Genomic DNA, 23,258 nt, shown 5'->3' with positions numbered 1-23,258 from the left:
CGTATCAGCCCTGGTCAACGACCCACGGAAGCGACAGGAGAGCCGTTTTTGAACCCCTGGTCCGCCAGCGCTTTCTTCACGGCGCCCGGCTGGGTCCCGGCAACCACCCTGTCCAGCAGCGCGGTACCGACGGCGTTGTCGTGGACGGAGGCGGCCAGCACCACCACCGCGATCACCAGGCCCAGCACGTCAAAAGCCAGTCCCCGCTTGCGCCCCGGCACCTTCTTGTTCGCATCCCGCCCCGTGGTGTCGGCCGGGACTCCGGCGGCGGCATGCAGGCTCTGGGTGTCGAGCACCACCAGGCTGGGGTCGGCTAACCGGCCCCTCTTCTCCCGCACCTGCCAGCGCAGCAGGTCGTGGATGGTCTGGTCGGTGCCGTCGTCGCGCCACTTGTAGAAGTAGTACTTCACCGCGCCGGCGGGCGGCAGGTCGTGGGGGAGGTAGTCCCACTGGCAACCGGCGCGGGACTGGTACAGCAGGGCGTTGACGATCTCCCGCATGTCGTAGTTGCCCTGGTGGCCGCTGACCGAGCGGTGCCGAGCCTTCCAAGCGGTGATCACGGGCTCGATCAGGGCCCAGCGCTCGTCGGACAAGTCGCTCTTGTAGGGCCGGCGGTCGCTCACGGGGGACACTCCAGCACGGCCGGGCCCTCTGGTCAGCGCGGATGCTGTGGTCCCACACGTTCCAGTGACGACAGATACGACATCACGTCACATACCGCCCTCTAAGAGGGCGTTTAGGGATGGCTTGTGGCGCTAAGTCGCTCCTGCGGCCAACAATCTTCGGGTTGATTCGCACCTTACGCGCGCCTTCACGGCCTTCCGGGTGCCGACCTGTGCGCCCGTTTGATTCGCTTCTCGGCACTGGATTCCGTCTGGTTTAGAAATGGGGCGGAAGATTCCCGCCAGTGCGGAGCTTCCAGGCATTTCAGGCTGTGCATGTTGGCGATGAATACGGTAAAACGGGTCAAAATACCCATCGCGAATCAACATCAAATGCCCACTAAGTGGTCGGCTCCCGAAGTCCTTCGGGGGTTGATCACGTAGCTGGCTCGGCGGAGGATTCTTCGTGGTGATCGGTGGTGTACCGGTCGAGCCTGGCCAGCAGATCGTCCAGGTCGGAAGTGGTGAACTTCCACTGGAACGGCTGTGCTGTGGCGTTGTAGCGGTCTTCGAATGATCGGAGCCGGTCGGTGACCTGGGTGAGGTCGGTGAAGTCGTTGGGCGAGACGACCTTGCGCTGCACGACGGAGAAGTAGATCTCCACCTGGTTCAACCACGAAGCGTGCACGGGGGTGTGGACCATCACCGCGTTCGGGAAGGCTGCGGCCAGGCGGTCGGCGGCCTTCTTGCCGCGGTGGGAGGAGCCGTTGTCCACGATCCAGAACACGCGCTGGGCGCTGGCATAGGGCTCGGTGGTCATGACCTGGGTGACCAGGTTCATGAACGGGTCGATGCCGGTGCGTGGCTCGGTGCGGCCGAACACTTTCGCGGCGTGGACGTCGTAGGCGGCGAGGTAGGCCAGGGCGCCGCCGCGTCCGTAGGTGTGGTTGACGCGCATCGCGCGGGCCTGGCCGGGGGCGAGGGTGGGGTGGCAGCGGCAGCGGGCCTGGATGGAGGTCTTCTCGTCGGCACTGATGACGTACTCGTCCTCGCCGAGCTGAACGCCCTGCCAGGTGCGGGCATACAAGCCGAGCACCCGCTCGGCCTTGATCCGGAAGTCGGGGTCGGTGATGAAGATCCAGGAGCGGTGCTGCCAGGGCTTGAGCGCGTCGTCGGCCAGCCAGCGGCGCACGGTGGAGGCAGAGACCGAGCAGGCGATCGCCCGGGCGACGACCTCGCGGGCCAGTTCCGGGCACGACCAGCGCGCCAGCGGCACGCCGCTCTCGGCGGGCAGCCGGCAGGCCAGGGCCTTGACCTGGGCCACCTGCAATGCGGTGAACGACGGCGGCCGCCCCGACCGCTCGCGGTCGGACAGACCGGCCAGACCGTGCTCGGCGAACCGGCCGCGCCAGCAGCGGACCGTGTCCAGATGCAGCCCCGTCTCACGGGCGATGCGCGCGTTGGAGCGTCCACGTGCGGCGTGCAGTACCACCTGCGCGCGCATCCGCAGCCGGTGCTCGGTCTTGTGGCCGTAGGCCATCTTCTTCAGTCGCTCGCGCTCAGCGGCGCGCAGAACTATCGGGCAGGCGGCGGCAACAGGCACAGCAGGCAGGCCGATCGGCAGAAGTGGATCACAACAGGCCGTAGCCTGCCGTGTCCGGTCCCCGGCCCCTCGGGCAGGATGGCCGTCATGCCCACACCTCCGGAGCCCACCAGGCTCTCGCTCGAGCAACGCCTTGGCGAACACGCCCGCACCACCTGGCCGCAGCTGATGAGGCTGCACGTCCGCCACCGTGGGGCGTTCGCCCAATGATCCGCCCGACCCGCTGACGCGCCGCAGGCCGCCGCGACAATGAAGGCAACGGTTCGCTGAGCTGGAACTGCTGTATTCCGCAGATCAGCGCTGTCCCGCCGTACGGAGCACGTGGTCGACGGGGCTGAGCATCACAGTGGCCAGGGGTGGCTCATCCCAGCGCACTGTTCAGGTGCTCGCGCCGGAATCTGGCCGGTGGTCCGCCGCACTCGTTGGAGAAGGCGCTGTAGAACCGGCTGACCGATCCGAAACCGGATGCCGAAGCCACATGGCCGATCGGCAGATCGGTGGTGACGAGCAGCCGTCGGGCTTCGGCCAGACGGCAGCGCATGACGTAGTCACCCACTGTGGTGCGCACGACCTTACGGAACTGAGTCATCGCGTAGGTCGGGTGCAGCCCTGCTGCCGCGGCGATCTCGGCAACAGGGAGTGGTTCACGGAAGTGTTCGGCGATGTGTCGCACCATGGCGACGACCTGGCGCAGCGCAGGGTCGCCTCCGGTGAACTGGCGTACCGGTTCCCCGAGCGTGGCCAAGGCAAGGCGGCGAACCCGGGCCTCGAGTTCGAGCATGGCGATCCGGTGTCGTTCGGCCTGGCCGCTGGCCAGGTCGATGGCCCACTGGGCGAAGGTCGCCGGATCGGTCGCCACTGCAGCCGATGGCGAGGAGACCATTGGCGTGCCGGACAGTAGACGGCTGACCAGCGAGTCAGGCAGTCCCCAGCGCAGGAAAGCCGCAAATGGCACGTGGACCCAGTGGACACGGGTCGCCGAGTTCGCGACGAGCTGGTGGGGCACGGCGGCCCAGAACGCGGCCACACTGCCGGGGCCGACCTCGACCGGCACGCCGCCGAACAGATAGAGCATCGTGCCGCCCTCGGCCACGAGGTTGATCTCCACGTCGTCGTGCTGATGGGCGGCGTCCATCAGCAGGGGTTGGCCCATCCAGCCGATGGGTCCCGACGGTTCGACCTGAGGATCCAAGAAATTCCCGCTCTCATCGATGAAGACTTCACGGTTCCTAGGCGCCTATCGTCGCATTCTGTGTCTGACCGGCAGCCGTCGGGTGCCGGGTCACTCTGTGATGCCGCGCGAGTAGTCCGCGGGTAAGGAGTCTTCTGTGTTCTCTCTGGGTATCGTCGGAGCCGGCCAGTTCGCCGGGTCGTTCGCCAAGCTCTGGCGACTGCACCCTGGCGTGGGCGACATCGTGGCAACCGACCTGTTGCCGGAGCGAGCCGCACGCCTGGCCGCCGACTACGACCTCGCCGGGACCCTTCCGTCGTACGAGGCAATGCTCGACTCGGACATCGACGCAGTCGCGATCTTCACTCAGCGCTGGACGCACGGATCGCTCGCCGTCCAGGCACTACGCACAGGCAAGCACGTGTACTCGGCTGTGCCGATGGCCGTGTCCGAACAGGAGATCGCGGCCATCATCGAAGCGGTCCGGGAGACCGGGCTGACGTACATGATGGGCGAGACCAGCCACTACAACCCGGCAACCGTCTACGCCCGCGAGCAGGTCGCCAAGGGCGCCTTCGGCCGGCTGTTCCACGCTGAGGGCGACTACATCCACGACATGGACCTCGGCTTCTACGACGCATACCAGTACAGCGGCGGCGAGAACTGGAAGGCCATCGCGAGCTATCCGCCGCTGCTGTACCCGACCCACTCCATCGGCGGGGTCCTGGGAGCCTGGCAGACCCACGCCACGAGCGTCAGCGCGATCGGTGTCGTCGACGACCGCAAGGACGGAGTGTTCGACCGCGAGATCAGCCAGTTCGACAACGACATCTCCAACGCCACCGCACTGTTCGAAGTAGCCGACGGCGGCTCGTTCCGGATCAACGAGTTCCGCAGGGTCGGATACCCCTCCCACATCCGGGAATCCAGGTTCCGCTTCTTCGGAACCGAAGGCAGCTTCGAACAGCTCGCGACCGTCAGCCTCTGGCAGGACAAGAAAGGCGTCGAAGACGTCACCGACCACCTGCACCCGAGGCCCACGCTCGCCCCGGACGACCCCTCACTGGCCCATCTCGCCCCCGCCTTGCGCGACGCCTTCGCCTCCGGCACGGCACCGGTCCACGACCGCTCCCGGCTCCCTCACCAGTTCGCCCACGCCCCCAACGGCCACGAGGGCAGCCACCAGTTCCTTGCCGACGACTTTGTGACGGCCGTTACTACCGGGACACTGCCCCCGGTCAATGCCTGGACCGCGGCCCGCTACACCCTGCCCGGGATCATCGCTCACCAATCCGCCCTGCAAGGAGGCAACCGACTGGAGATACCCAACTTCGGTAACGCTCCGGGCGCAGGCCGGCTGGATGATTGATCTTGCAGGCACATGGCCGATCGGCCGATGCCGAGGTCCGTCCGGGGCAGGCCCGCTGAGCTGAGATCAACGAGGCGGATGCCCAGGTCAGAAGACCTCCCGCGCGTGAGCGATGCGTGAGCGGACGTGCCGGCACGAGGCACCTCGGCCTGGACCGGTCGTCAAGAGATCGACCTCTGACCAGGTGTTTCTGGATGGGCGGCTCAATCAACGGAAGTCCCGGCAGGATCCGGTCGGGACCTTTCCGTTGGTTGTGGGTTCGAGTCCCACACGGCCCACTGCTGGCAGGCAGGGGATCCCCATCTGACCTGCTACGGAGCGCCTCGACCGGTTTCAGCCGGTCGGGGCGCTCCATCGTTCCCGGCCTCGTGCGTGACGCGGACGGTCCGGCAGCAGCCGCTACGGAGGGCGGCCTTACGGGCACGTGGCACCAGGTTGGCGGCAGCTTCAGCTGCGGCTCTGTCGACCTCAGGCTGCAGGCTCGTATACGTGTCCAACGTCAGCGTGATCGTGGAGTGCCGCAGCGTCTCCTTGATCGTGGGGAGGTCGCCACCACCGCCGTGGGCGAGGGTCGCGGAGACGTGCCGCAGGTCCCGCAGGGTGATGGGCGGAAGGTCGGTCCGCGCGAAGATGCAGCGGAAGGTCTCCGAGACGGTCTCGGGGTGGAGCCGGAATCCGTCCTCCCGTGTGAACACCTTGCCGGTGTCCTGCCAGGCCCGGGCCCCACTTTTCCTTCTCCTTGAGCTGACGCTCGCGGTGCTCGCGGAGCACGACCACGTTCAGGCTGTCGAGTGCATGCGCCTGCCCACCCGATACGAAGACACCCTGCTGCCCACCGGTGGCTTCACTGGCACCCCCGTAGACGCCCTCGACTGCGCGTGCCAGCTCCACCTCGCCGACTCCGAGATCTGAGAAACCACCACGCACAACGCCGGATCCGAAGTCAACCCCCGAAGGACTTCGGGAACGGACCACTAAGCTTGACTCTGCCGGGGATCTTGGAAGGGCGAGGTCAGGTGCCGAGGGTGCGCCAGGACTTCGATCGGGGAATCGCCTGCTGGTCCAGGAAGGTCTGGAAGGCGGTCGGCGGTCTCGGTGAAGAGGTTTCCTCCGTCGCTGACCGGGCGCTGAGTCGTTCGATGTTCACGGCGATGGCCGTGAGTACGTGTTGCAGGTGGGCTTTGGGCTGTCCTCGGTAGCGGCAATGGCGCATGCCGTGTCCGTGGGCGAACTCGTTGATGGTGCCCTCCACTCCGGAGCGGACCGCGTAACGGGCCTTCCATTCGGATGTCTGCTGCTCGGTGCGGACGCGGACTTGCAGGTCGCGGAGTTCTCGCGGAGGAAAGCCCACGTTGCGGGCGCTCTCGCGGGAGCTGGTGCACCGGGGGCGGTCCGGACACGGCTGGCACTGGCTCTTGGTGAACCGGGCCACGATCAGGGGTGCCGCGGTGGGCGAGGAGGTCGGGTAGGGGCCGTGCCAGCCCGCGCTGACCTGGCCCTGGGGGCAGGTGACTTGTCGGCGCTCGAAGTCGATGTGGAAGTCGTCCCGGTCGAAGCCCTCGTTCCTGCGGTGCTGGCGGGTGGGGTTGCCCGGCAGTGGCCCGGTGACGGTGACCTGGTGTTCGCGCGCGGCTCGTTCCAGGTGGACCAGGGAGGTGTAGCCGCCGTCGACCAGGTGCTCGGCGGGCAGCAGCCCGCGACGAGCCAGGCGGCTGTGGATGCCGGGCAGGGCCTGGCTGTCGTTGGTGGCGGCCGACGTGGTGGCCACGTCCGTGATCACGTTGACGCTGTCAGAGGCACACGTCTCGGTGAGATGGGCGGCGAAGCCCTTCCAGCGGATGATGTGCCCGTGCCGCACGTAGCGCGCCGTGGTGTCGTAGGGAGAGACGATCGCCGAGGAGGAGGGCGGCAGCCCGTTGTCGTCGGCGGTGCGCCAGCTCAGACGGCCTGCCGCGTCGCGGTAGTAGTGCTGCACCACGATCTGCCGCAGGGCTTCGGCTTGTGGGCCGGGCCGGTAGCTGACCACGTCCCGGTGGAGGTGTCCCAGCAGTCGGCAGGCGTCGTTGCCGGCGGCGAGGATCCTGGTCTTGGGCCGGGTGGGGTTCTTGCCCAGGCGGACCGGACGGCCGTAGCGGCGCCCCCAGTCCTCGTCGACCAGGCCGATCAGCAGATGCCCGGCTGTGCGGGCCACTTCTTCAAGCGCGGCACGGACCGCCTCGGTGACCAGTTCCAGCCGGGTCAGGTCGCGCACCGTGGCCAGGACGTGGGTGGAGTCGGTGCGTTGGGCGGTGCGCTCGCGTACGAGGCCGGCCTCCTTCAGGCGGGCGAGCGCCAGATCCAGGAGACGGTCGGCACGGTCGTCCTGGGCGAGGCGCTCGCGGAAGTCGGCCAGTACGCTGTGGTGGAAGCCGGGATCGTCCAGCTCCATGGTCAGGGCGTACTTGAAATCGATCCGGCAGCGGACCGCTTCGGCTGCCTGCCGGTCCGACAGGCCGAGCAGGAACTGCAGCACGCAGACGGTGGCCAGTTGGGCGGGCGAGAGCCCGGGACGCCCGTCGCGCGGGTACCAGCCCGCGAAGTCCTCGTCGCACCACAGCCCGTCCAGCCGGTCTCTGACCCACATCGCCGTCGTGCCGGCCGGATTGCTCGCCCGTGCGATCTGCGCGGTCAAAGACGGGACCTGCTCACCCGAACGGGGACGGAGCGACAACGGACACCTCGGCAGCTGTATCGGTCTACGAAACAGCCACGAGCATGCCCGCCGATCATGCTCGCGCACCGGGAAACACCAAGATCCCCGACAGCAATCCAGCGCGGCTTCGCCGTGCGCCGGGGGCACAGTAAATGCGCCGTCGTACGCCTGCAGATCGCTTGTCCGCCCTGCCCTGGAGACGTTCGCGTATGGATCGTGGAACTGTTCGTTCCGGACGAGACCGATGACTCTGTGATGCCTTCGAGCTCGCACGACAGCATGGTACTGAGGGCCGCCCACGGGAACCGTGGAGTGTTGCCACGAGCACGCGCGTCAGACTCTTCGCACTGCCTTGGCCCTCCCGGAGCGGCGCCACGCATCCGAGGAACCGAACGGGAACGGAGCCGAGGCCATGGACGTCCTGCACGAACGCTGCGCCGGCATCGACATCAGCAAGAGGGACGCCAAGGTGTGCGTACGCACCCCCAGCCCCCGCCGCAAGGGAACCTTCACGAACCAGACCACGACCTTCGGCGCCACCACCAACGCCATCCTCGACCTGCGCGAACACCTCCTCGGCGCCGAGGTCACCCTGGTGGTGATCGAGGCGACCGGCGACTACTGGAAGCCCTTCTACTACCTGCTGGCCGAAGAGCTGAACGTCGTCCTGGTCAACGCCCGGCAGGTGAAGAATCTGCCCGGCCGCAAGACCGACGTCTCGGATGCGGCCTGGCTGGCCCAGCTCGGCTCCCACGGCCTGGTACGGGCCTCGTTCGTCCCCCCGCAGCCGGTCCGCGAGCTGCGGGACCTTACGCGAGCCCGCACCCAGCTGACCCATGAGCGGGCTCAGGTCGTGCAGCGACTGGAGAAGCTCCTGGAGGACGCCGGCATCAAGCTGTCCGCCGTCGTCTCCGACCTCATGGGCGTCTCCAGCCGTGCCATGCTCCAGGCCCTGATCGACGGCCAGCGCGACCCGCAGGTCCTGGCCGACCTCGCCAAGCGCCGGATGCGCAGCAAGATTCCCGAGCTGGGCCAGGCGCTGACCGGCCGCTTCCGCGAGCACCATGCCTTCCTGACCCGCCTCTACCTCGACCAGTACGACCAGCTGACCTCCGCGATCAAGCAGCTGACCGTGCGCGTCGAGGAGGCGATGGCCCCTTTTCGGCCGGTACTGGACCTGCTGGACACGATCCCGGGGGTGAACAGGGCAGTGGCCGAGGTGATCGTGGCCGAGACGGGCGGTGACATGGCCCGGTTCGCCTCGGCCAAGAACCTCGCCTCCTGGGCCGGACTGTGTCCTGGACACCACGAATCGGCCGGCAAGGTCAGGAGCACCCGGGTCCGCCCCGGAAACGCCCATCCCAAGGGTGCGCTGGGGATGGCCGCGTTCGGCGCCGCACGCACCAAGGGCTCCTACCTCCAGGCGCGTTACAAGCGGCTGACCGCCCGCCGTGGACCGATGAAGGCACTCATCGCCGTCGAGCACTCGATCATCACCGCGATCTGGCACATGCTCACCGACAACGTGCCCTACCACGAGCTCGGCGGCGACTACTTCACCCGACGCGACCCCGAACGCGCCGCACGCCGGGCCGTAACCCGCCTCAACGAACTCGGCTACCGGGTCACCCTCGACCCCATGGAGGCCACCGGATGAACCAACCGGAACGAAACCCGGCGGGAACGGCCCCGCTGGGATCACCGTCGTGCCCGAAATACCACCCACCTGCGGTTATTTACGCGTCAGAGTCAAGCTGAGAGATCGAGGGGTGTCGGTACTGTCACTGGGCTGTATAGGCGCAGGTCGCGTACTGACACGAAATCGAGAGATCGCACCCAGCGACCCCGCGCCCAGCGACATGGCGAAGCCGATGCCACCCGCGCCTTGGCGCTGCGCCGTGCTCGTGCAGGACGACAAGCAGAGCCTCAAGGGCCGCACCGTACTCATGCAGGGGTTTGTCACGCCGGGCAGGGCGGGACTTGGGATCTGAACCGGCTCTGATCCAGCAGCACCCGCCGAACGTCTCTCGGATCTCCTCCACCGAGCTGGGCCAGTCGGGAGTGGCTGGGAACGGTGCCCAATGGGCCGCTCTCCCCAAGGGCTTATTGGTGGATGGCAGTTGCTCCATCCGGCGCCCGGGCTGGGCCGATTAGTTGACTAATCGGCCCAGCCCGGGCCCGGTATCACTATTTATCGGCCACGCAGGGGTCAAGCTCGCCCTCGGGTTTTCACATCATCCCCAAACCGCTGAACGAGGAGCAAGTAGATGAGTCCTGAGCGTAGGACAGGGTCGCATCTCGGCCCGCTGCCCCGGCGAGACAAGTGGATGGTAGGCGGCGCGCTCGCTTCATTCGCGCTGGTCCTGGTGGCAGGTGTCGCCGGCCCGGCGATGGCTGCGGCAAGTGCCGCCGGTGTCGGATTTGCTAGCCGCTCGGGGCATGGCGGCGAGGATTGCAAGCCGCACAAGCCGCACAAGCCGCACAAGCCGCACAAGCCGCAGTCCAAGCTGGCCGACATGACATCCTTCGAGCACCGGCTGAACTACGGCCGTCAGGGCGGCGACTGTCAGGGCGTCCCAGGTGCCACTGGCCCTGCGGGTCCGGCGGGTCCTATGGGGCCTACGGGGCCGACCGGTGCCACTGGCGCTACCGGGACGGGCGCACCGGGCGTCACCGGGCCGACCGGTGCTACGGGAGCGCAAGGCTTGCCAGGCGCCACTGGCGCTACGGGAGCCACCGGGACCACGGTTCATGCTGGCGCGAGTCTTTTTGCCGAAGTCAACCAGGTCATCCCGGACAACACCCTCACCCAGATCAAGTTCAGTGGCGCTGAGTACGACACTGACGCGATGTTTGATTCGTCGTCTTCGACTCTGGTGGTCCACACCGCTGGCCGCTACCTCCTCAAGGGGCAGATTCTCTGGAGCCTTTTGAATCCGGGGACGTCGGCCGATCAGACCCTTTACATCATGATCAATGGCAATACCGTCGCCCATGACCGTGAGCTCGCCGAAGGCGGGCAGCAGCAGGTGTCCACGATTGTTCAGCTGAACGCCGGTGACGTGATCTCCCTCCAGGCCCTCCAGAACACTGGAAGTAGCGGCGCCTCGCTGGTCGACACTGCTATTCCACTGAAGTACCTAGCTCCGCAGCTCCAGGCGGAGCTGCTCGCGCCGTAGGCTACTGAGTCCTCCGGCCGTTTGATATGCGGTGATCGTGAGTTCGCTTTTGACCGTCTTGCCGACAGCGGGACGCCCGGTGTCGGCGTTCGCGGGAAAGTACCCTGCTGGGTACACGGAAACGTACCCAGCAGGCTGGACGCCGGACCGCTGGGGCTATCCGATAGCCGGACCCTGGAGACGCGGGTGGTCCCAGCGCCACGCCAGCCCAAATCCGTTGTGGAGCACGGCCCCAACGTTGTTCCCTTGCGTCCGGTTTCGTGATGGTTGATCAGATGCCGTAGGCGACGAAGGCGTGTTCTGCATGAGCATCGCGCAGGGCAGCCTCGGCGCATGCGGCGATTTCGCGCTCGCCGAGGCGTATGGCGGCGCGGGTCAGGCACCGCAGCGCCTCCTGCTGTGGTCATGCGGTGGTTCGGGCACCGCGGCGAGGGCGGCACGGGCCTCCTCGACCCGGCCCTGGGCGAGCAGCACGAGGGGGCGCGCCCAGGACTTCGAGCCCCGCGGCCGCCAGACGTCCACCAGCTTCTCCGACACGTCCGGGAACAGGTCTCCGGGCAACTCCAGGCGCCGCACCCGCTCCAGCTTGTTCACCTCCGCCAGCAGGCTCTCCAGGCCCGGGGCGCCGGGGTCGCCGGGCTCGCATGCACGTGCTCTTCGACGGCCACCCCACCGCCGACATCCTCGGACCGGAAGGCCGCGAGCAGTTCGCCACCGTCATCCTGGGGCGGGTCGCCACCGGCACCTGGCGCAGGCCCGCCCGATGGCTGGCCCCGCCCCCAAGGACCGCGCGCACCCGGGCCGTGTCCACGTTGTACAGGGCGGCACCGCCCACCCCACGCAAGTGCTGAGCCTGACCGACGCCGAAGCCGCCGACTGGCTCACCGCCACGGCGGCCGGAGGGATCTGACCTGCCTCGGGCACCACGGGCCCTGGGAAGGTCAGCCATCCCCGGGGCCCGGCATGACGAAGGTGACCGGGGTTGTCAGTGGGGCAGGGCAGACTGGACGCCGTGACGACCTCCGACGTTCGGGGCCTGGAGCAGCTTGAGCGCGCCGTCCTGGACGACACTGCCTCTCTCGCCTCTGCCCTCCGGCAGTGCCTCTTGCTGGCTGGTTACGCCCACCACGAGGAACTGCGCGCCTGGGCGCTGAAGGAACTGGAGGGGTACGCGGCGGCCGATGAGCTGCCCTCGTACCGGAAGGTGCTGGCACCGCTTGAAGCGGAGTTCGTTGTCAACCTGCCGGGTTATAGCAACCAGAGCAACACCCAGCGGATCAGTGTTCACCGGCTGCCCCGGAGCGCTCGTGAGCGCGGCATCGGGGAGAGCGCACCGATCCGGCATGGGGTCCGGGAGCTCGAAGCTCTGATTGCAATCAGCGACAGGAGGGTGCATCTCAGCCCACCTGGATCAACCGAGTATGCCCTGGAGATGACACGGCAGCAGCAGATCGGCCAGGAGTTCACCGACGTCACGTCTCTGTACTGGGCAATCGCCAAACCGAGCATCGAGGGCGTCCTCGATCACATCAGAACCCGTCTGACCCAATTCGTCGCGGAAGTGAGGGCAGCTATGCCCGCCGGCCAGCAGAACCCCGACCCCAACCAGATCGACTCGGCCGCGCAGCAGGCCCTCAACATCACGGGAGGGAACAACTCCACCTTCCACATCACCGCGCCGAACGCAAAGGCGGACCGCGGCGCCACCGCGAGCGCCAACGTCAACGAACCCGCGCCCGCGACTCCTCAGCCTTGGTGGCACCGAACCTCGGTCATCTGGACCGCCGTCGCGGCAGTGGCGGCGATCGCGGGCGTCATTGCCACCGTGATCGTGGCGAAGTGAGACTCCGCCGCAGCCGTCTGGATCGACTGGAGGACGACGTCCTCAACGAGAGCCGCCCGCTCGCCCCAATCCTGCGCCAGGTGATCGCTCTGGGCGGGCATGCTCATTCCGAACCGCTACGTACCTGGGCGCTGCGGGAGCTCCAGGGCTACGAGGGTACGGACGTGCCGATCCCCGACTACCGCAGGATCTCGGCACCCTTGGTGATGGACGGCCTCACGGGGATGTTCCAGTTCCGGGAACAGCCGGTCAGCATGTTCGACCTGCCGGACTTCGCCCGGGAGAGCCTGGGCGACGTACTCCGCCTCGGGCAGGGAGCCGGCCAGATCGAGTCGCTCATCGCCCGGCAGCCAGGTCAGACGGTGCAGCTCGCTCCAGCCATGGCTGCCGAAGTAGCCGTATTCATGAGCCAGAACTCTCCCCGGCAGGTGCTCAGGCTGTACTGGGCTGTGCACCCGTCGGCCATGGAGGGGGTCCTGGACCAGGTCCGTACTCGGCTGGTCCAGCTGGTCGGGGAACTGCGGGCCGCCATGCCTCACGGCCAGCAGGACCCGACACCGGACCAGGTCGCTCAGGCACTCCAGAACATCAACATCGTCACAGGCGACAACTCCTCCGTGACCGTCACGGCGCCCGTTGCAGTCGCGCACCGACGCGGATCAGCACGTGCCGAGATCGACGGAACGGCGCAGCGGACCTTCCCGTGGATGTTGGTCGTGGGGACCGCCTCGGCCGCCCTTGTGACGGCAGCCGCGGTGACCGCCTGGGTCACGTGGTTCTGACCCAGCACGATGTCCCGAGCGGCCGTGTGACGACCTGTTCCCTTCCCGCCAGAGCTCCCCCGACCAGCTAGGGGGCCGCGACCCCTGATCACCGATTTTGCCCCGCCGGGGTGCGACTTGGGTTCGGTGGTCAGTCCGAGCCGTTGTGGCCGTGGCGGCTCAGAAGGCGTTGGAAGAAATCGGTGAGCATCGCTTTCCCGGCTGCGTGGTTGCGTAGCTCGTGACCGCCGATGCGGTAGACCTCGTAGCCTTGCAGGGTGAGTTGGCGGTCCTCCGCCACCATTGGGGCGTAGCGCGCGGAATCAGCCAGCCAGACGGTGCCAGGCTGCAGCATCGTCGGCGTGTCGACCTGCCGAGCGTAGTGCTGGATGCCGTCGACCTCGATGACCGCCCGGGCGCGCTGATTCATCAGCAGCAGGAAATCCATCCGCTGGCGGGTAAGGCGGCTGACACCGTCCAGCTCGGTCAGGCTGTACGGGTCGTAGTGGAGGTAGACCTGGGGGATGAGCGCCGGGAGGTCGAAGCCGAGCTCGGTGTAGGTGTCGAACACCAGGAGCTCGGCACTGTTGTCGCTCAGCGACCGTCGCAGCCGCTCCCGCAGTGAGACGCGGGCGCTCATTGGGTCATCCGCGTGCTCGGGGTGCTGGCAAACCCACCATGTAACCAAATCCGACCAGCTCAATCCGCGGTCCTCCAACGGCTGGTCGTACACCAGGCAGTACTGCTCGTTCTTGACGATGCGGATGGTGTTGCTGATGGAGTCCGGCAGCACGATCTGCGGCTTGGGGCCATCGGCAGCGAAGATGAGGTTCTTCATTTCCCCGTCAACGCCGCGAGCGCCTAGTACTGCAACCGCATCTGGAGAATGTGGCCTCGGCGTTTGTAGTGGGAGCGGCGGGCTCGGGCCTGGCTGCGTCGTCGGAAGCGTGACCAGTGCAGATGGTGTTCGTTGGTGTGGCAGTGGCGCGTGACGGCGATGTGGCCCATCAACCGGCGGATCTCCGGGACGCTGAGGGGTATGAGGTCCTGCTCGTCGTCGAGAGTGCCCCTTTTGTGGCTTCTGCGGCGCGGATGGCGGTCAGGTAGGCGAGGGCGGCCATGACCAGGGTGATGTGGCGGTACCAGGCCCGGTAGAGCCGTACCTGGTAGTGGTCCAGACCGCACTCTCCCTTCGCGGTCTGGAAGCACTCCTCTACCGCCCACCTCGCGGCAGCCACTTTGACCAGGTCTTTCAGTCGGGAGGTGACTGGGCCGTAGCAGACGTAGTGGGCGATCTCGCTCGGGTCGCTGACGCTGCGTCGGGCCAGTACCCAGTGTCCGAAGCCGTTCTCCCAGTACGGGCGGATCGCGACACGCGCCCAGTCGTAAATCCGCTCACCGTGCGCGCCGGCCCCGCCGGAGATCCGTTTCCACCGCTGGCGGGGCAGCGCGGCGACCAGCTGGTCCACCCGCGCGTCCGCCCCGCGCGCGGTGATCACGGTGTCGTTGACCTTCGTGGCCAGCACGTGCGCGACCCGACGTTTCTCCAGCCACACTCGCAGGTGCTTGACCTGCCCGTATGCCTCGTCAGCGGTGACCCACGCGAACGGGACACCCGCGTCGATGGCGCGTTGCAGCATCCACTTGAAGTGCTCGTTCTTGGTCGCGAAGGGGACCTCGTCGTCGATCCCGGCCGCGCGGCAGCGGTCACGGTCATCCGTCCAGGAGACAGGGATGTAGAGCTCGCGGTCGATCAACGCCCGCCCCCTGGCGGAGGCGTAGGCCAGGAATGTTCCGATCTGGCTGTTCTCCGTGCGGCCAGCTGTGCCGGTGTACTGCCGCTGGACGCCGGCGGACTTGGTGCCCTTCTTCAGGAAGCCGGTGTCGTCGCCGATCAGCACCGCATCCTTGGCACCGATGGTCTCCACGACGAAGTCCCGCACATCGTCGCGGACCGCGTTCTCGTCCCAGTCGGAGTGGTTGAGCAGGCGCTGGACGCCGTCGGGGCGCAACTGCCCGGCCTGCTCCGACAGCGTCCACCCGTTCTTTTTCTCAAGCGGCGCGAGCAACCCGTTCAGGTAGTCCGACGCCCGCTCGCGGGGCTCCGACCTGCCGAAACGATGGGCGAACCGGGCATGGAACCCGGCTATCCCCTCGGACCACGACTCGACCTGCTCAACCGTCAACGATTCATCGCACAGTCGGAACAACGAGCCAATCCAGCACCTGTCACGGCAGATGCGGTTGCAGTACTAGTGCGCCGACCAGGGCCAGCAGGTCGTCGTCGCCGTACTCGCTGATCACGCGCCGCGCGATGTCCACAAGCTCGGACAAGGTCTTTCTCTGAGTAATTGTCAAATCCTGTGGACGGGACTGCTCGCAAGGCCCGGGCCAATCCGCTTTTGGCCTGTGACCGCGGTGGATGGGTTACGTCTTAAGGCCGTCTGCTTCGCAACCCGCGTTCGTGGGGCGGATGTGCGACAGGCCACCTGGCTGGCGCGGCCCTGCCCACCTGGTCGGCCACCAACCGGTGCCTGCCGCCCGGTCGTACGGGGCTGTCAGTCTTTGTGCACGGGACGCAGGGTCACCAGGTCGTTGCCGTCGCAGTAGGTGAGCGGGCCGCCGATGCCTTTGTCGTGCCGGAACGCCTGGCAGTCCGATGTGCCGCTCCAGAGGGTATTGCCCCGGTAGTCCAGCAGGAGCAGGCGGCGACCGTCCTGCCAGAAGTTGCGGGTGACGGACCGCGCCGCGGGGCTCAGCCCGTGGGGGCGGACCAGCTGGTCGGCGCCGGCATCCAGGAGCCGGTCCGGGCGGCCGGGCGCGCGGATGATCTCGTTCATGGTGCCGTCGGTGACCAGGTACTCGCCGGGGGCCAGTCGCCGGGAGGGGCGCAGGGTGCCGAAGTAAGGATTGACGACCAGGGCGCCTTTGGCGTCAGGCAGCACCATGCGGAAGCCGCCGGTCAGCGGAAGAGTGCGGTCCCAGCGGCATCCGGTGCGCGCGTCGCGCGGAGCCTGAGGCTGGTCCCAGACGAAGCTGTACCGCCAGCCGCGGTCCCCGTCACCGGATGTCACCCCGCTGGCGAGGATGGTGGCGCGGCAGCTGCCCTTGGCCGGTGCGGTAGCCATGATGACCCGGTCGTTGGCCTTGATGATTCGGTCGACGGTGCCGTCGGGCGGCCGCAGCCCCGCCTGCCAGTGCAGCCCGCCGTCGTCCGGGTCGACGGTGCCGACACGGTCGGGGGTGACCAGATAGGCCCCACAGCCGTCCCCACGGCGGCCGTCGGCGGTGGCAAGCTCGTCGGCCCGGCAGGCGTCCACGACCCGTACCGCCCTGGACACCGCGCGCGTCCACTGGCGCTCACCCGACCAGGCGTTCCAGCCGGTCAGGCGGCAGGATCCGGGGCGGCAGACCGCCGTCAGCACCTCGAAGCTGTTCTCGAACGGGAAAACCTGGCTGCCTGGCGGCAAGGCATGCCGCCAGGTCACGAGCCCCCGCTCCGGGTCGAGCCCGGCGATCGCACTCGGCCCACGGCGGCCGTCCCTGCCGCCGACCAGCACCACCCGGTCACCACGGACGAGCGCGGAGTGCGCCGCGCCGGGCTGGTGCGAGGTCAACGTGAACTCGGCCGGCAATGCCAGCCGCCAGCCCTCGTTCTCTGTGCCATCCCGGCGGACCAGCGTGCGCCCCTGGCCAAGCAGCCCCGCCGCGGGGGCGTTCAGCGCCCAGGTGCCATCGGGGCCCGGCCGCACCGGCATCGGAACACGAGAGGCCTCCTCGGGCACCGCCTCACCGTCGCCGAACATCGGCGGCAGTGGGGCGAAACAGCCCGCCACCAGCAGCCCCACCACCACGGCCAGTAACCCTCGCCGCCACAGATGCCTCATCGCGCCCCCCGGATCCGCCCTCACGGTAGAACGCCCGCAAACCTGCTCACCACTCTCCCGCCTCCTTCGTGATGACCTCGTAGCCACGAGGGGGCGGATCAGCCGTATCCCAGTCGCCCTATGCTGCGGATCGCTGCGGCGGCGAGGCGGGTCAGGCGCAGGAGGTTGTCGATGACCGCCTCGCCGGCGGGCAATGGCGCCGTCCCGCCAGCGTGCCCGCAACGCGGGTCAGGGGTGGCGCTGAGCGCGCCATCCACGGACATCAGTCGGTGGATCGGGGCTCAGGGCAGGCTGCTGAGCCAGGTAGAGCAACCGTCGAGCTGGAGTGTTCCGGAATGTGCACTATGAGCGGATAGGTCGCAAGGGCTGATCGTGGACGAGGTGATCTGGTGGAGACTGTGGTGTCTGATGACTGGGTGCTTGACTGGGTCAACAAGGCGCGTGAGGTGCCGCAGAGGAATGGGTTGGTCGGGCTTCTCGCAGAGCTGGCCACGTATTATCCTGTGCGGCCAGTCCCCGCCCACAACGTCGATCTGCCACTGCGGAGTGCTGCCGCCGCGCTCCGGGTTCCCGAGGCAGAGGTGCATATCTGTTTGCGCCGGCTGGCCAGCGCAGGCCTGCTTACCTATTCGTTGGGGCCGGACGGTGAGGGAACTCTGTACGGAGCGATCACACTGATTCCCGTCGTTGATTCGCCTGTGGATTTTGGTGTCTGAGCCCGATGGGGCGGACGGAGGGATCTGGGGCGTTGGTCGACGTGCTGTTGGACGAGGGTGCGGTGGCGGTCGCGCCGCCGGCGGTGTTCACGGCTGGTATGGGAGCGGCTCCTTCCCGGACGTTGTTGGACGTGTTGGAGGCAACCACTCGCCGGTACCCCGATGCGCTGGCGGTCGATGATGGGACCACGGCGCTGAGCTATCGGGATTTGCTGACCGAGGTGGGCGCGATGTCGGGGCGGCTTCGGCGTGCGGGCATCGGTGTGGGTGGCCGGGTCGGGGTGCGGATGCCCTCGGGGAGTGTGGAGCTGTATGTGTCGATCCTGGGGGCGCTGGCTGCCGGGGCGGCCTATGTGCCGGTGGATGCGGAGGATCCGGATGAGCGGGCCGAGTTGGTCTTCTCCGAGGCCCGGGTCGCAGCGGTCATCGGTGCGGGAGGCGAGCTGACGCTACGCGCGGGGGCGAGCGGTGTGGCGGGATGCCCGAGGCCCGACGACGATGCCTGGATCATCTTCACGTCCGGGTCCACTGGGAAGCCGAAGGGAGTGGCGGTCACCCACCGGTCTGCGGCGGCGTTCGTCGACGCCGAGGCACAGTTGTTCGCTGTGGAGGAGCCGCTGGGCCCTGGCGACCGGGTGCTGGCTGGACTGTCGGTGGCGTTTGATGCCTCGTGCGAGGAGATGTGGCTGGCGTGGCGGCACGGAGCCTGTCTGGTCCCCGCGCCGCGGTCGCTCGTGCGTACCGGGCCTGACCTGGGTGCTTGGCTGGTGCAGCAGCGAATCACCGTGGTGTCCACAGTTCCGACGCTGGCTACGCTGTGGCCGGCCGAGGCATTGCGCGGGGTGCGGTTGCTCATTCTTGGGGGTGAGGCGTGCCCGCCTGAACTCGCGGCCCGGCTCGCTGTCGCGGGGCGTGAGGTGTGGAACACCTACGGTCCCACCGAGGCCACCGTCGTCGCCTGTGCTGCCCGGCTCACCGCAGACGGCCCGGTGCGTATCGGGCTGCCGCTGGCGGGGTGGGACCTCGCGGTGGTGGACTCCCGCGGCGAGGTTGTGGGGATGGGCGAGGTCGGTGAGCTGGTGATCGGCGGGGTCGGGCTGGCCCGCTACCTCGATCCGGCCCGGGACGCGGAAAAGTACGCGCCGTTGGCATCACTGGGCTGGCCACGGGCCTACCGCAGTGGGGACCTGGTCAGGGCCGAAGCAGCAGGGCTGCTGTTCATCGACCGGGCGGATGAGCAAATCAAGCTGGGCGGGCGACGGATCGAGCTCGGCGAGGTGGACGCGGCCCTGCGGGCACTGCCGAACGTGGCCGGTGCTGCGGCGGCCGTGCGCACCTCGGCGAGCGGCGCCCCTCTGCTGATCGGGTACCTGGTCAGCGCATTGGATCCGGACGCGCCGGACGAGCCGTTCGACACGGCGCGGGCACTGGCGCGACTTCGGCGGATTCTGCCGCCGGCCCTGGTCCCGCTGCTGGCCGTGGTGGACACCTTGCCGACCCGCACCTCAGGGAAGATCGACCGTGTCGCACTGCCCTGGCCCCTGCCCGGGACTGACAGGGGCGCGCCGATCCCGGATTTTGCGGGTACCGAAGGATGGCTCGCCACGCAGTGGAGCGAGATCCTCGGCAGCCCGGTGCAGAGCGCGGACGCGGATTTCTTCTGCTGCGGGGGCAGCAGTCTTGCTGTCGCGCACCTGGTGTCCCAGATCCGCAGGCGCTTCTCGAACTGCTCCGTCACTGACGTCTACCAGTACCCGACGCTGAGCGCCCTGGCCGCGCGATTGGACGAGCTGGAAAGCGGTCGCCATCCCGCGCGGCAGGTGCAGCCCACGCCGCGCCGTGCCGCGCTCGCCCAGACGTTGCTGATGGTGCCGCTGCTTACCGTGGCCGCGTTGCCCTGGGTCGTGGCACTGGCGGCAGTCGGAAACGCACTTCACTGGCTCGGTTCCTTCCCCTGGGCACCCGCCGTCTCCTGGTGGTGGGTGGCCATGGGCTGGGTGTTGTTTGCAAGCACTGCAGGTCGGCTGGGGATCGCGGCGTCAGGTGCGCGGCTGCTGCTGCACGGGCTTCGCCCGGGCACCTATCCTCGCGGCGGCGGTGTGCACCTGCGGCTGTGGACCGCTGAGCGTCTGGCGGTGCTCAGCGGTGCGACCCACCTGACCGGCATCTGGCTGACCTGGTACGCCAAAGCGCTGGGGGCCCAGGTCGGTGCGGATGCCGACCTGCACGCACTGCCACCGGTGACCGGCTTCCTCGAACTGGGCGGGGGCTGCGCGATCGAGCCGGAGGTGGACCTGTGCGGCCACTGGCTGGACGGAGACGTGCTGCACATCGGCCGTATCCGTATCGGTTCGGGGGCGACCATCGGATCTCGCAGCGTTCTTCTTCCCGGGGCCAGGATCGGCAAGCGGGCAAGCCTGGCGCCGGGCAGCGCGGTGGCCGGTGTGGTGCCCGCCGGCCAACGCTGGGCGGGTGTACCGGCCCGCCCCACTGGCAAGACGCCGCACCCGCGGCGGGCCCGTCCCCCGCACAGCAGGCGATGGGCTCTTGCCTACGCGCTGACGTCAACGGCACTGACGGTGCTGCCCCCGCTGGCTGCGCTGCCCGGGCTGATGGTGACCGGCCTGTTCATGCGCGGACAGGCCGACCCGACAGCCGCGCTGGGCCGCGCACTGCTCTCGGTGCCGCTCGCCGCGATCAGCTCACTGATGTGCTACGCGCTCCTGCTGCTGACGGGCGTGCGCCTGCTCAGCTTCGGCCTGCGGGAAGGAAGTCACCCCGTTCACAGTCGCATCGGCTGGCAGGCCTGGGGCACCGAACGGCTGATGGACGCGGCCAGGGTCGGCCTTTTCCCCCTGTACGCGAGCCTGCTCACCCCGGCATGGCTGCGCGCACTGGGTATGCGGGTCGGACGCCGAGTGGAGGCATCGACGGTGCTGGCACTGCCGACCATGACGCGGATCGGCGACGGTGCGTTTCTCGCCGACGACACCATGGTCGGTTCCTACGAACTGGGCGGCGGCTGGCTGCGCATCGCGGCCGCACGCATCGGCAAGCACGCGTTCCTCGGCAACTCGGCCATGGCCGCACCGGGACGCTCGGTACCCAACCGAGGCCTGGTGGGCGTGCTGTCCGCCGCCCCCAAGCGCGCCAAGGCGGGCAGTTCCTATCTCGGTATGCCACCGATGAAGCTTCGGCGCACTGCCGAAAAGAGCGACCCGAGCCGTACCTTCGAGCCGCCACGCCGCCTGGTGCTGGCCAGAGCCGGCGTGGAACTGTGCAGGCTCGTGCCGGTCATGTGCACCGTCGCGCTCACGGTGCTCGTGCTTGCCGCCTTCGAAGTCCTGGCAGTGCGGCTGGGGTTCGCAGCGGCAGCGCTGGGCGGCGGACTGCTGCTGTTCACCGCAGGCGTGCTGGCCTGCGCGGTCGCGGCGACGGCGAAATGGCTGCTCGTCGGCCACTTCCAGGTCATGGAGCGGCCGCTGTGGAGCGCGTTCGTGTGGCGCAACGAGCTGGCCGACGCCTTCGTGGAGGTACTCGCCGTTCCGTGGCTCGTCGGAGCGATCGGAGGCACCCCGCTGATGAACCTGTGGCTGCGCTGCCTCGGAGCCCGCATCGGGCGCGGCGTGTGGTGCGAGACCCGCTGGCTGCCCGAGGCCGACCTGGTGCGGATCGGGGACGCTGCGAGCGTCAACCGCGGTTGCGTGCTCCAGACGCACCTGTTCCACGACCGGATCATGCGCATGGGCGAGGTGGTTCTTCAGGAGGGCGCTACCCTGGGTCCGCACACCATCGTGCTGCCCGGCGCCGATGTAGGGTCCCACACCACGGTGGGACCGGCATCACTGGTGATGCGCGGTGAAGCCGTGCCTTCCGGTACCCACTGGCTCGGTAATCCGATCGCCACCTGGCCCAGGGAAAGAAGCCTCGAAGAGTAATGGCCGAGCGCAACCGCAGCACGCTTCGCCCCTCGTCCGGAGCGGCCACATCTGCGGACTCTTATCTGTCCGGGCACGGCAACGGCGGTTACCGGACCACGCACTACGACCTGGAACTGCGCTACCGGCCAGACTCCGGACGACTGTCCGGACGGGCGGTGCTCGCTGCGGTCGCCGAGCAGGCACTCACCGACTTCACTCTCGATCTTGGCGCCTTCCGGCTCGACCGGGTCAAGGTGGACGGCATCCGGGCCGCCCGGTACACCCACCGGGCGGGCAAGCTGCGGATCTGGCCCGCCCGAGCGCTGCGCGCTGGCAGACCGTTCACCGTGGAGGTGCACTACGTCGGTAACCCCCGGCCGATCCGCAGCCACTGGGGCGACCTGGGCTGGGAGGAATTGGACGACGGTGCACTGGTCGCCGGACAGCCGATCGGCGCGCCCTCCTGGTTCCCCTGCAACGACCACCCCGCGGATAAGGCAACCTACCGGATCTCGGTGACCGCGCCATCGCCCTACACGGTGCTCGCCAACGGCAATCTGCACTCCCGCACCACACACTCCAGCACCACGACCTGGGTGTACGAGCAGCCGACGCCCATGGCGAGCTACCTGGCCACCGCGCTGATCGGCCACTTCGAGACAGTCGAACTCGCCCCCGCCCCGATACCGCAGACAGCGGCAGTACCCGCCAGGTTGCTCACACGGTTCCGGTGGGACTTCGCCCGCCACTCCCAGATGATGACGACTTTCGAGCACTTCTTCGGCCCGTACCCCTTCGACCGGTACGCCGTAGTCGTCGTCGACGAGGATCTGGAAGTCCCCGTTGAGGCCCAAGGGCTGTCCATCTTCGGAGCCAACCATGTCGACGGGCATCGCAGCTTCGAGCGACTCGTGGCCCACGAACTGGCACACCAGTGGTTCGGCAACAGCCTGACCCTCGCCGCCTGGCGCCATATCTGGCTCAACGAGGGCTTCGCCTGCTACTCCGAATGGCTGTGGTCGGAGTCCTCCGGCGGCAGGCGGGCCGCCGACCTGGCGACCCAGGCACACGCAAGCCTCGCGGAACACCCTCGGGATCTGCGGGTCGCCGACCCCGGTGTACGGCAGATGTTCGATGACCGGATCTACCTGCGCGGGGCACTCGCACTGCACGCACTGCGCACGACGCTCGGCAGCACCGCATTCTTCGCCATGCTCCAGGAATGGACCGCCACCTATCGACACCGCACAGTGACGACGGAAGCGTTCATAGCCACAGCGCAACGGCACACCCTCAAGCCACTGGACGAGCTCTTCACGACGTGGCTCCACGACACCCAGCTGCCGGAACTGCCCCACTCCGCTAACTGGCAAGGCTGAGGCGCCCCATCACCCGAAGACGGAGTTGTGACCGTCCCTGCGGCCCTGGCCCAGACCGGCCTCATCGCCCATCGACCAGCTCTCCCTTCGGCGTATCGCCTGGTGCCGGATTCCGCGGCACGGAGCAGGCTGTTGG

Annotated in this window: 16 protein-coding genes and 3 pseudogenes; 10 read left to right on the top strand and 9 right to left on the bottom strand. The window is 68.1% G+C overall.

The window, feature by feature from the left end; translation table 11 throughout:
• Positions 1-44 precede the first annotated feature (44 nt).
• A pseudogene (locus tag OG972_RS00260) lies at positions 45-623 on the bottom strand (IS5 family transposase); the annotation flags it as partial.
• Positions 624-1,038: 415 nt separating this feature from the next.
• Positions 1,039-2,205, bottom strand: a complete 1,167-nt coding sequence (locus OG972_RS00255; protein ID WP_266977681.1) for an IS630 family transposase — start codon at positions 2,203-2,205, stop codon at positions 1,039-1,041.
• Positions 2,206-2,292: 87 nt separating this feature from the next.
• Between OG972_RS00255 and OG972_RS00250 the strand changes: the two genes are divergently transcribed.
• Positions 2,293-2,415 carry a hypothetical protein gene (locus tag OG972_RS00250; protein ID WP_266977680.1) on the top strand — a complete coding sequence of 41 codons (123 nt, stop codon included), beginning with the start codon at positions 2,293-2,295 and terminating at the stop codon, positions 2,413-2,415.
• 151 nt (positions 2,416-2,566) lie between these two features.
• Here OG972_RS00250 and OG972_RS00245 read toward each other — a convergent pair whose 3' ends face one another.
• Positions 2,567-3,358 (bottom strand): helix-turn-helix domain-containing protein, encoded by a 792-nt coding sequence (locus OG972_RS00245; protein ID WP_266977679.1) that lies wholly within the window; start codon positions 3,356-3,358, stop codon positions 2,567-2,569.
• A gap of 175 nt (positions 3,359-3,533) precedes the next feature.
• Between OG972_RS00245 and OG972_RS00240 the strand changes: the two genes are divergently transcribed.
• Positions 3,534-4,745 carry a Gfo/Idh/MocA family protein gene (locus OG972_RS00240; protein ID WP_266977678.1) on the top strand — a complete coding sequence of 404 codons (1,212 nt, stop codon included), beginning with the start codon at positions 3,534-3,536 and terminating at the stop codon, positions 4,743-4,745.
• Positions 4,746-5,056: 311 nt separating this feature from the next.
• Here the strand turns inward: OG972_RS00240 and OG972_RS00235 are convergent.
• Positions 5,057-5,540, bottom strand: a pseudogene (locus OG972_RS00235) (site-specific integrase); the annotation flags it as partial.
• 217 nt (positions 5,541-5,757) lie between these two features.
• Positions 5,758-7,416, bottom strand: coding sequence for an IS1182 family transposase (locus OG972_RS00230; RefSeq protein ID WP_266977677.1), 1,659 nt, complete (start codon positions 7,414-7,416; stop codon positions 5,758-5,760).
• Between the two features lie 433 nt (positions 7,417-7,849).
• On the opposite strand from OG972_RS00230, the gene OG972_RS00225 reads away from it, so the two are divergent.
• On the top strand, positions 7,850-9,094 hold the full coding sequence (locus OG972_RS00225) for an IS110 family transposase (RefSeq protein WP_266977676.1): 1,245 nt from the start codon (positions 7,850-7,852) through the stop codon (positions 9,092-9,094).
• A 610-nt stretch (positions 9,095-9,704) separates the two neighbouring features.
• On the top strand, positions 9,705-10,616 hold the full coding sequence (locus tag OG972_RS00220) for a hypothetical protein (protein WP_266977675.1): 912 nt from the start codon (positions 9,705-9,707) through the stop codon (positions 10,614-10,616).
• 271 nt (positions 10,617-10,887) lie between these two features.
• On the opposite strand, the pseudogene OG972_RS00215 reads toward OG972_RS00220, so the two are convergent.
• A pseudogene (locus OG972_RS00215) lies at positions 10,888-11,105 on the bottom strand (SARP family transcriptional regulator); the annotation flags it as partial.
• Positions 11,106-11,260: 155 nt separating this feature from the next.
• Here OG972_RS00215 and OG972_RS00210 point away from each other — a divergent pair.
• The 3 genes from OG972_RS00210 to OG972_RS00200 all read left to right on the top strand — a co-directional run bounded on the left by OG972_RS00210 (position 11,261) and on the right by OG972_RS00200 (position 13,241).
• The gene (locus tag OG972_RS00210; RefSeq protein WP_266977674.1) at positions 11,261-11,467 is read left to right on the top strand and encodes a hypothetical protein; all 207 of its coding nucleotides are present in this window, start codon (positions 11,261-11,263) and stop codon (positions 11,465-11,467) included.
• Positions 11,468-11,628: 161 nt separating this feature from the next.
• Complete coding sequence (locus OG972_RS00205; RefSeq protein ID WP_266977673.1) at positions 11,629-12,459, top strand: hypothetical protein; 831 nt, start codon at positions 11,629-11,631, stop codon at positions 12,457-12,459.
• Complete coding sequence (locus OG972_RS00200; protein ID WP_266977672.1) at positions 12,456-13,241, top strand: hypothetical protein; 786 nt, start codon at positions 12,456-12,458, stop codon at positions 13,239-13,241. Before OG972_RS00205 ends, OG972_RS00200 begins: the two co-directional genes overlap by 4 nt.
• Before the next feature lie 130 nt (positions 13,242-13,371).
• Here OG972_RS00200 and OG972_RS00195 read toward each other — a convergent pair whose 3' ends face one another.
• From OG972_RS00195 to OG972_RS00185, 3 genes are all read right to left on the bottom strand, one after another.
• Positions 13,372-14,058 (bottom strand): hypothetical protein, encoded by a 687-nt coding sequence (locus OG972_RS00195; protein ID WP_266977671.1) that lies wholly within the window; start codon positions 14,056-14,058, stop codon positions 13,372-13,374.
• 169 nt (positions 14,059-14,227) lie between these two features.
• Positions 14,228-15,370, bottom strand: coding sequence for an IS701 family transposase (locus tag OG972_RS00190; protein WP_266990190.1), 1,143 nt, complete (start codon positions 15,368-15,370; stop codon positions 14,228-14,230).
• 408 nt (positions 15,371-15,778) lie between these two features.
• Positions 15,779-17,107, bottom strand: coding sequence for a PQQ-binding-like beta-propeller repeat protein (locus tag OG972_RS00185; RefSeq protein ID WP_266977670.1), 1,329 nt, complete (start codon positions 17,105-17,107; stop codon positions 15,779-15,781).
• A 389-nt stretch (positions 17,108-17,496) separates the two neighbouring features.
• Here OG972_RS00185 and OG972_RS00180 point away from each other — a divergent pair, with 389 nt between their 5' ends.
• The 3 genes from OG972_RS00180 (at position 17,497) to OG972_RS00170 (ending at position 23,122) form a co-directional block, all read left to right on the top strand.
• Positions 17,497-17,823 carry a hypothetical protein gene (locus OG972_RS00180; RefSeq protein WP_266977669.1) on the top strand — a complete coding sequence of 109 codons (327 nt, stop codon included), beginning with the start codon at positions 17,497-17,499 and terminating at the stop codon, positions 17,821-17,823.
• A gap of 98 nt (positions 17,824-17,921) precedes the next feature.
• A complete protein-coding gene (locus OG972_RS00175) occupies positions 17,922-21,761 on the top strand; it encodes a Pls/PosA family non-ribosomal peptide synthetase (RefSeq protein WP_266990187.1) in 3,840 nt (1,279 codons plus the stop codon).
• Positions 21,761-23,122, top strand: coding sequence for a M1 family metallopeptidase (locus tag OG972_RS00170; protein WP_266977668.1), 1,362 nt, complete (start codon positions 21,761-21,763; stop codon positions 23,120-23,122). Before OG972_RS00175 ends, OG972_RS00170 begins: the two co-directional genes overlap by 1 nt.
• The last annotated feature ends 136 nt before the right edge of the window (positions 23,123-23,258 follow it).

Origin of the sequence: Streptomyces sp. NBC_01669 (genome assembly GCF_026339735.1) — a bacterium.
Classification (GTDB): domain Bacteria; phylum Actinomycetota; class Actinomycetes; order Streptomycetales; family Streptomycetaceae; genus Streptomyces; species Streptomyces yanii.
The sequence above is the reverse complement of the archived record's forward strand: the minus strand, read 5'-3'. Positions and strand labels throughout refer to the sequence as shown.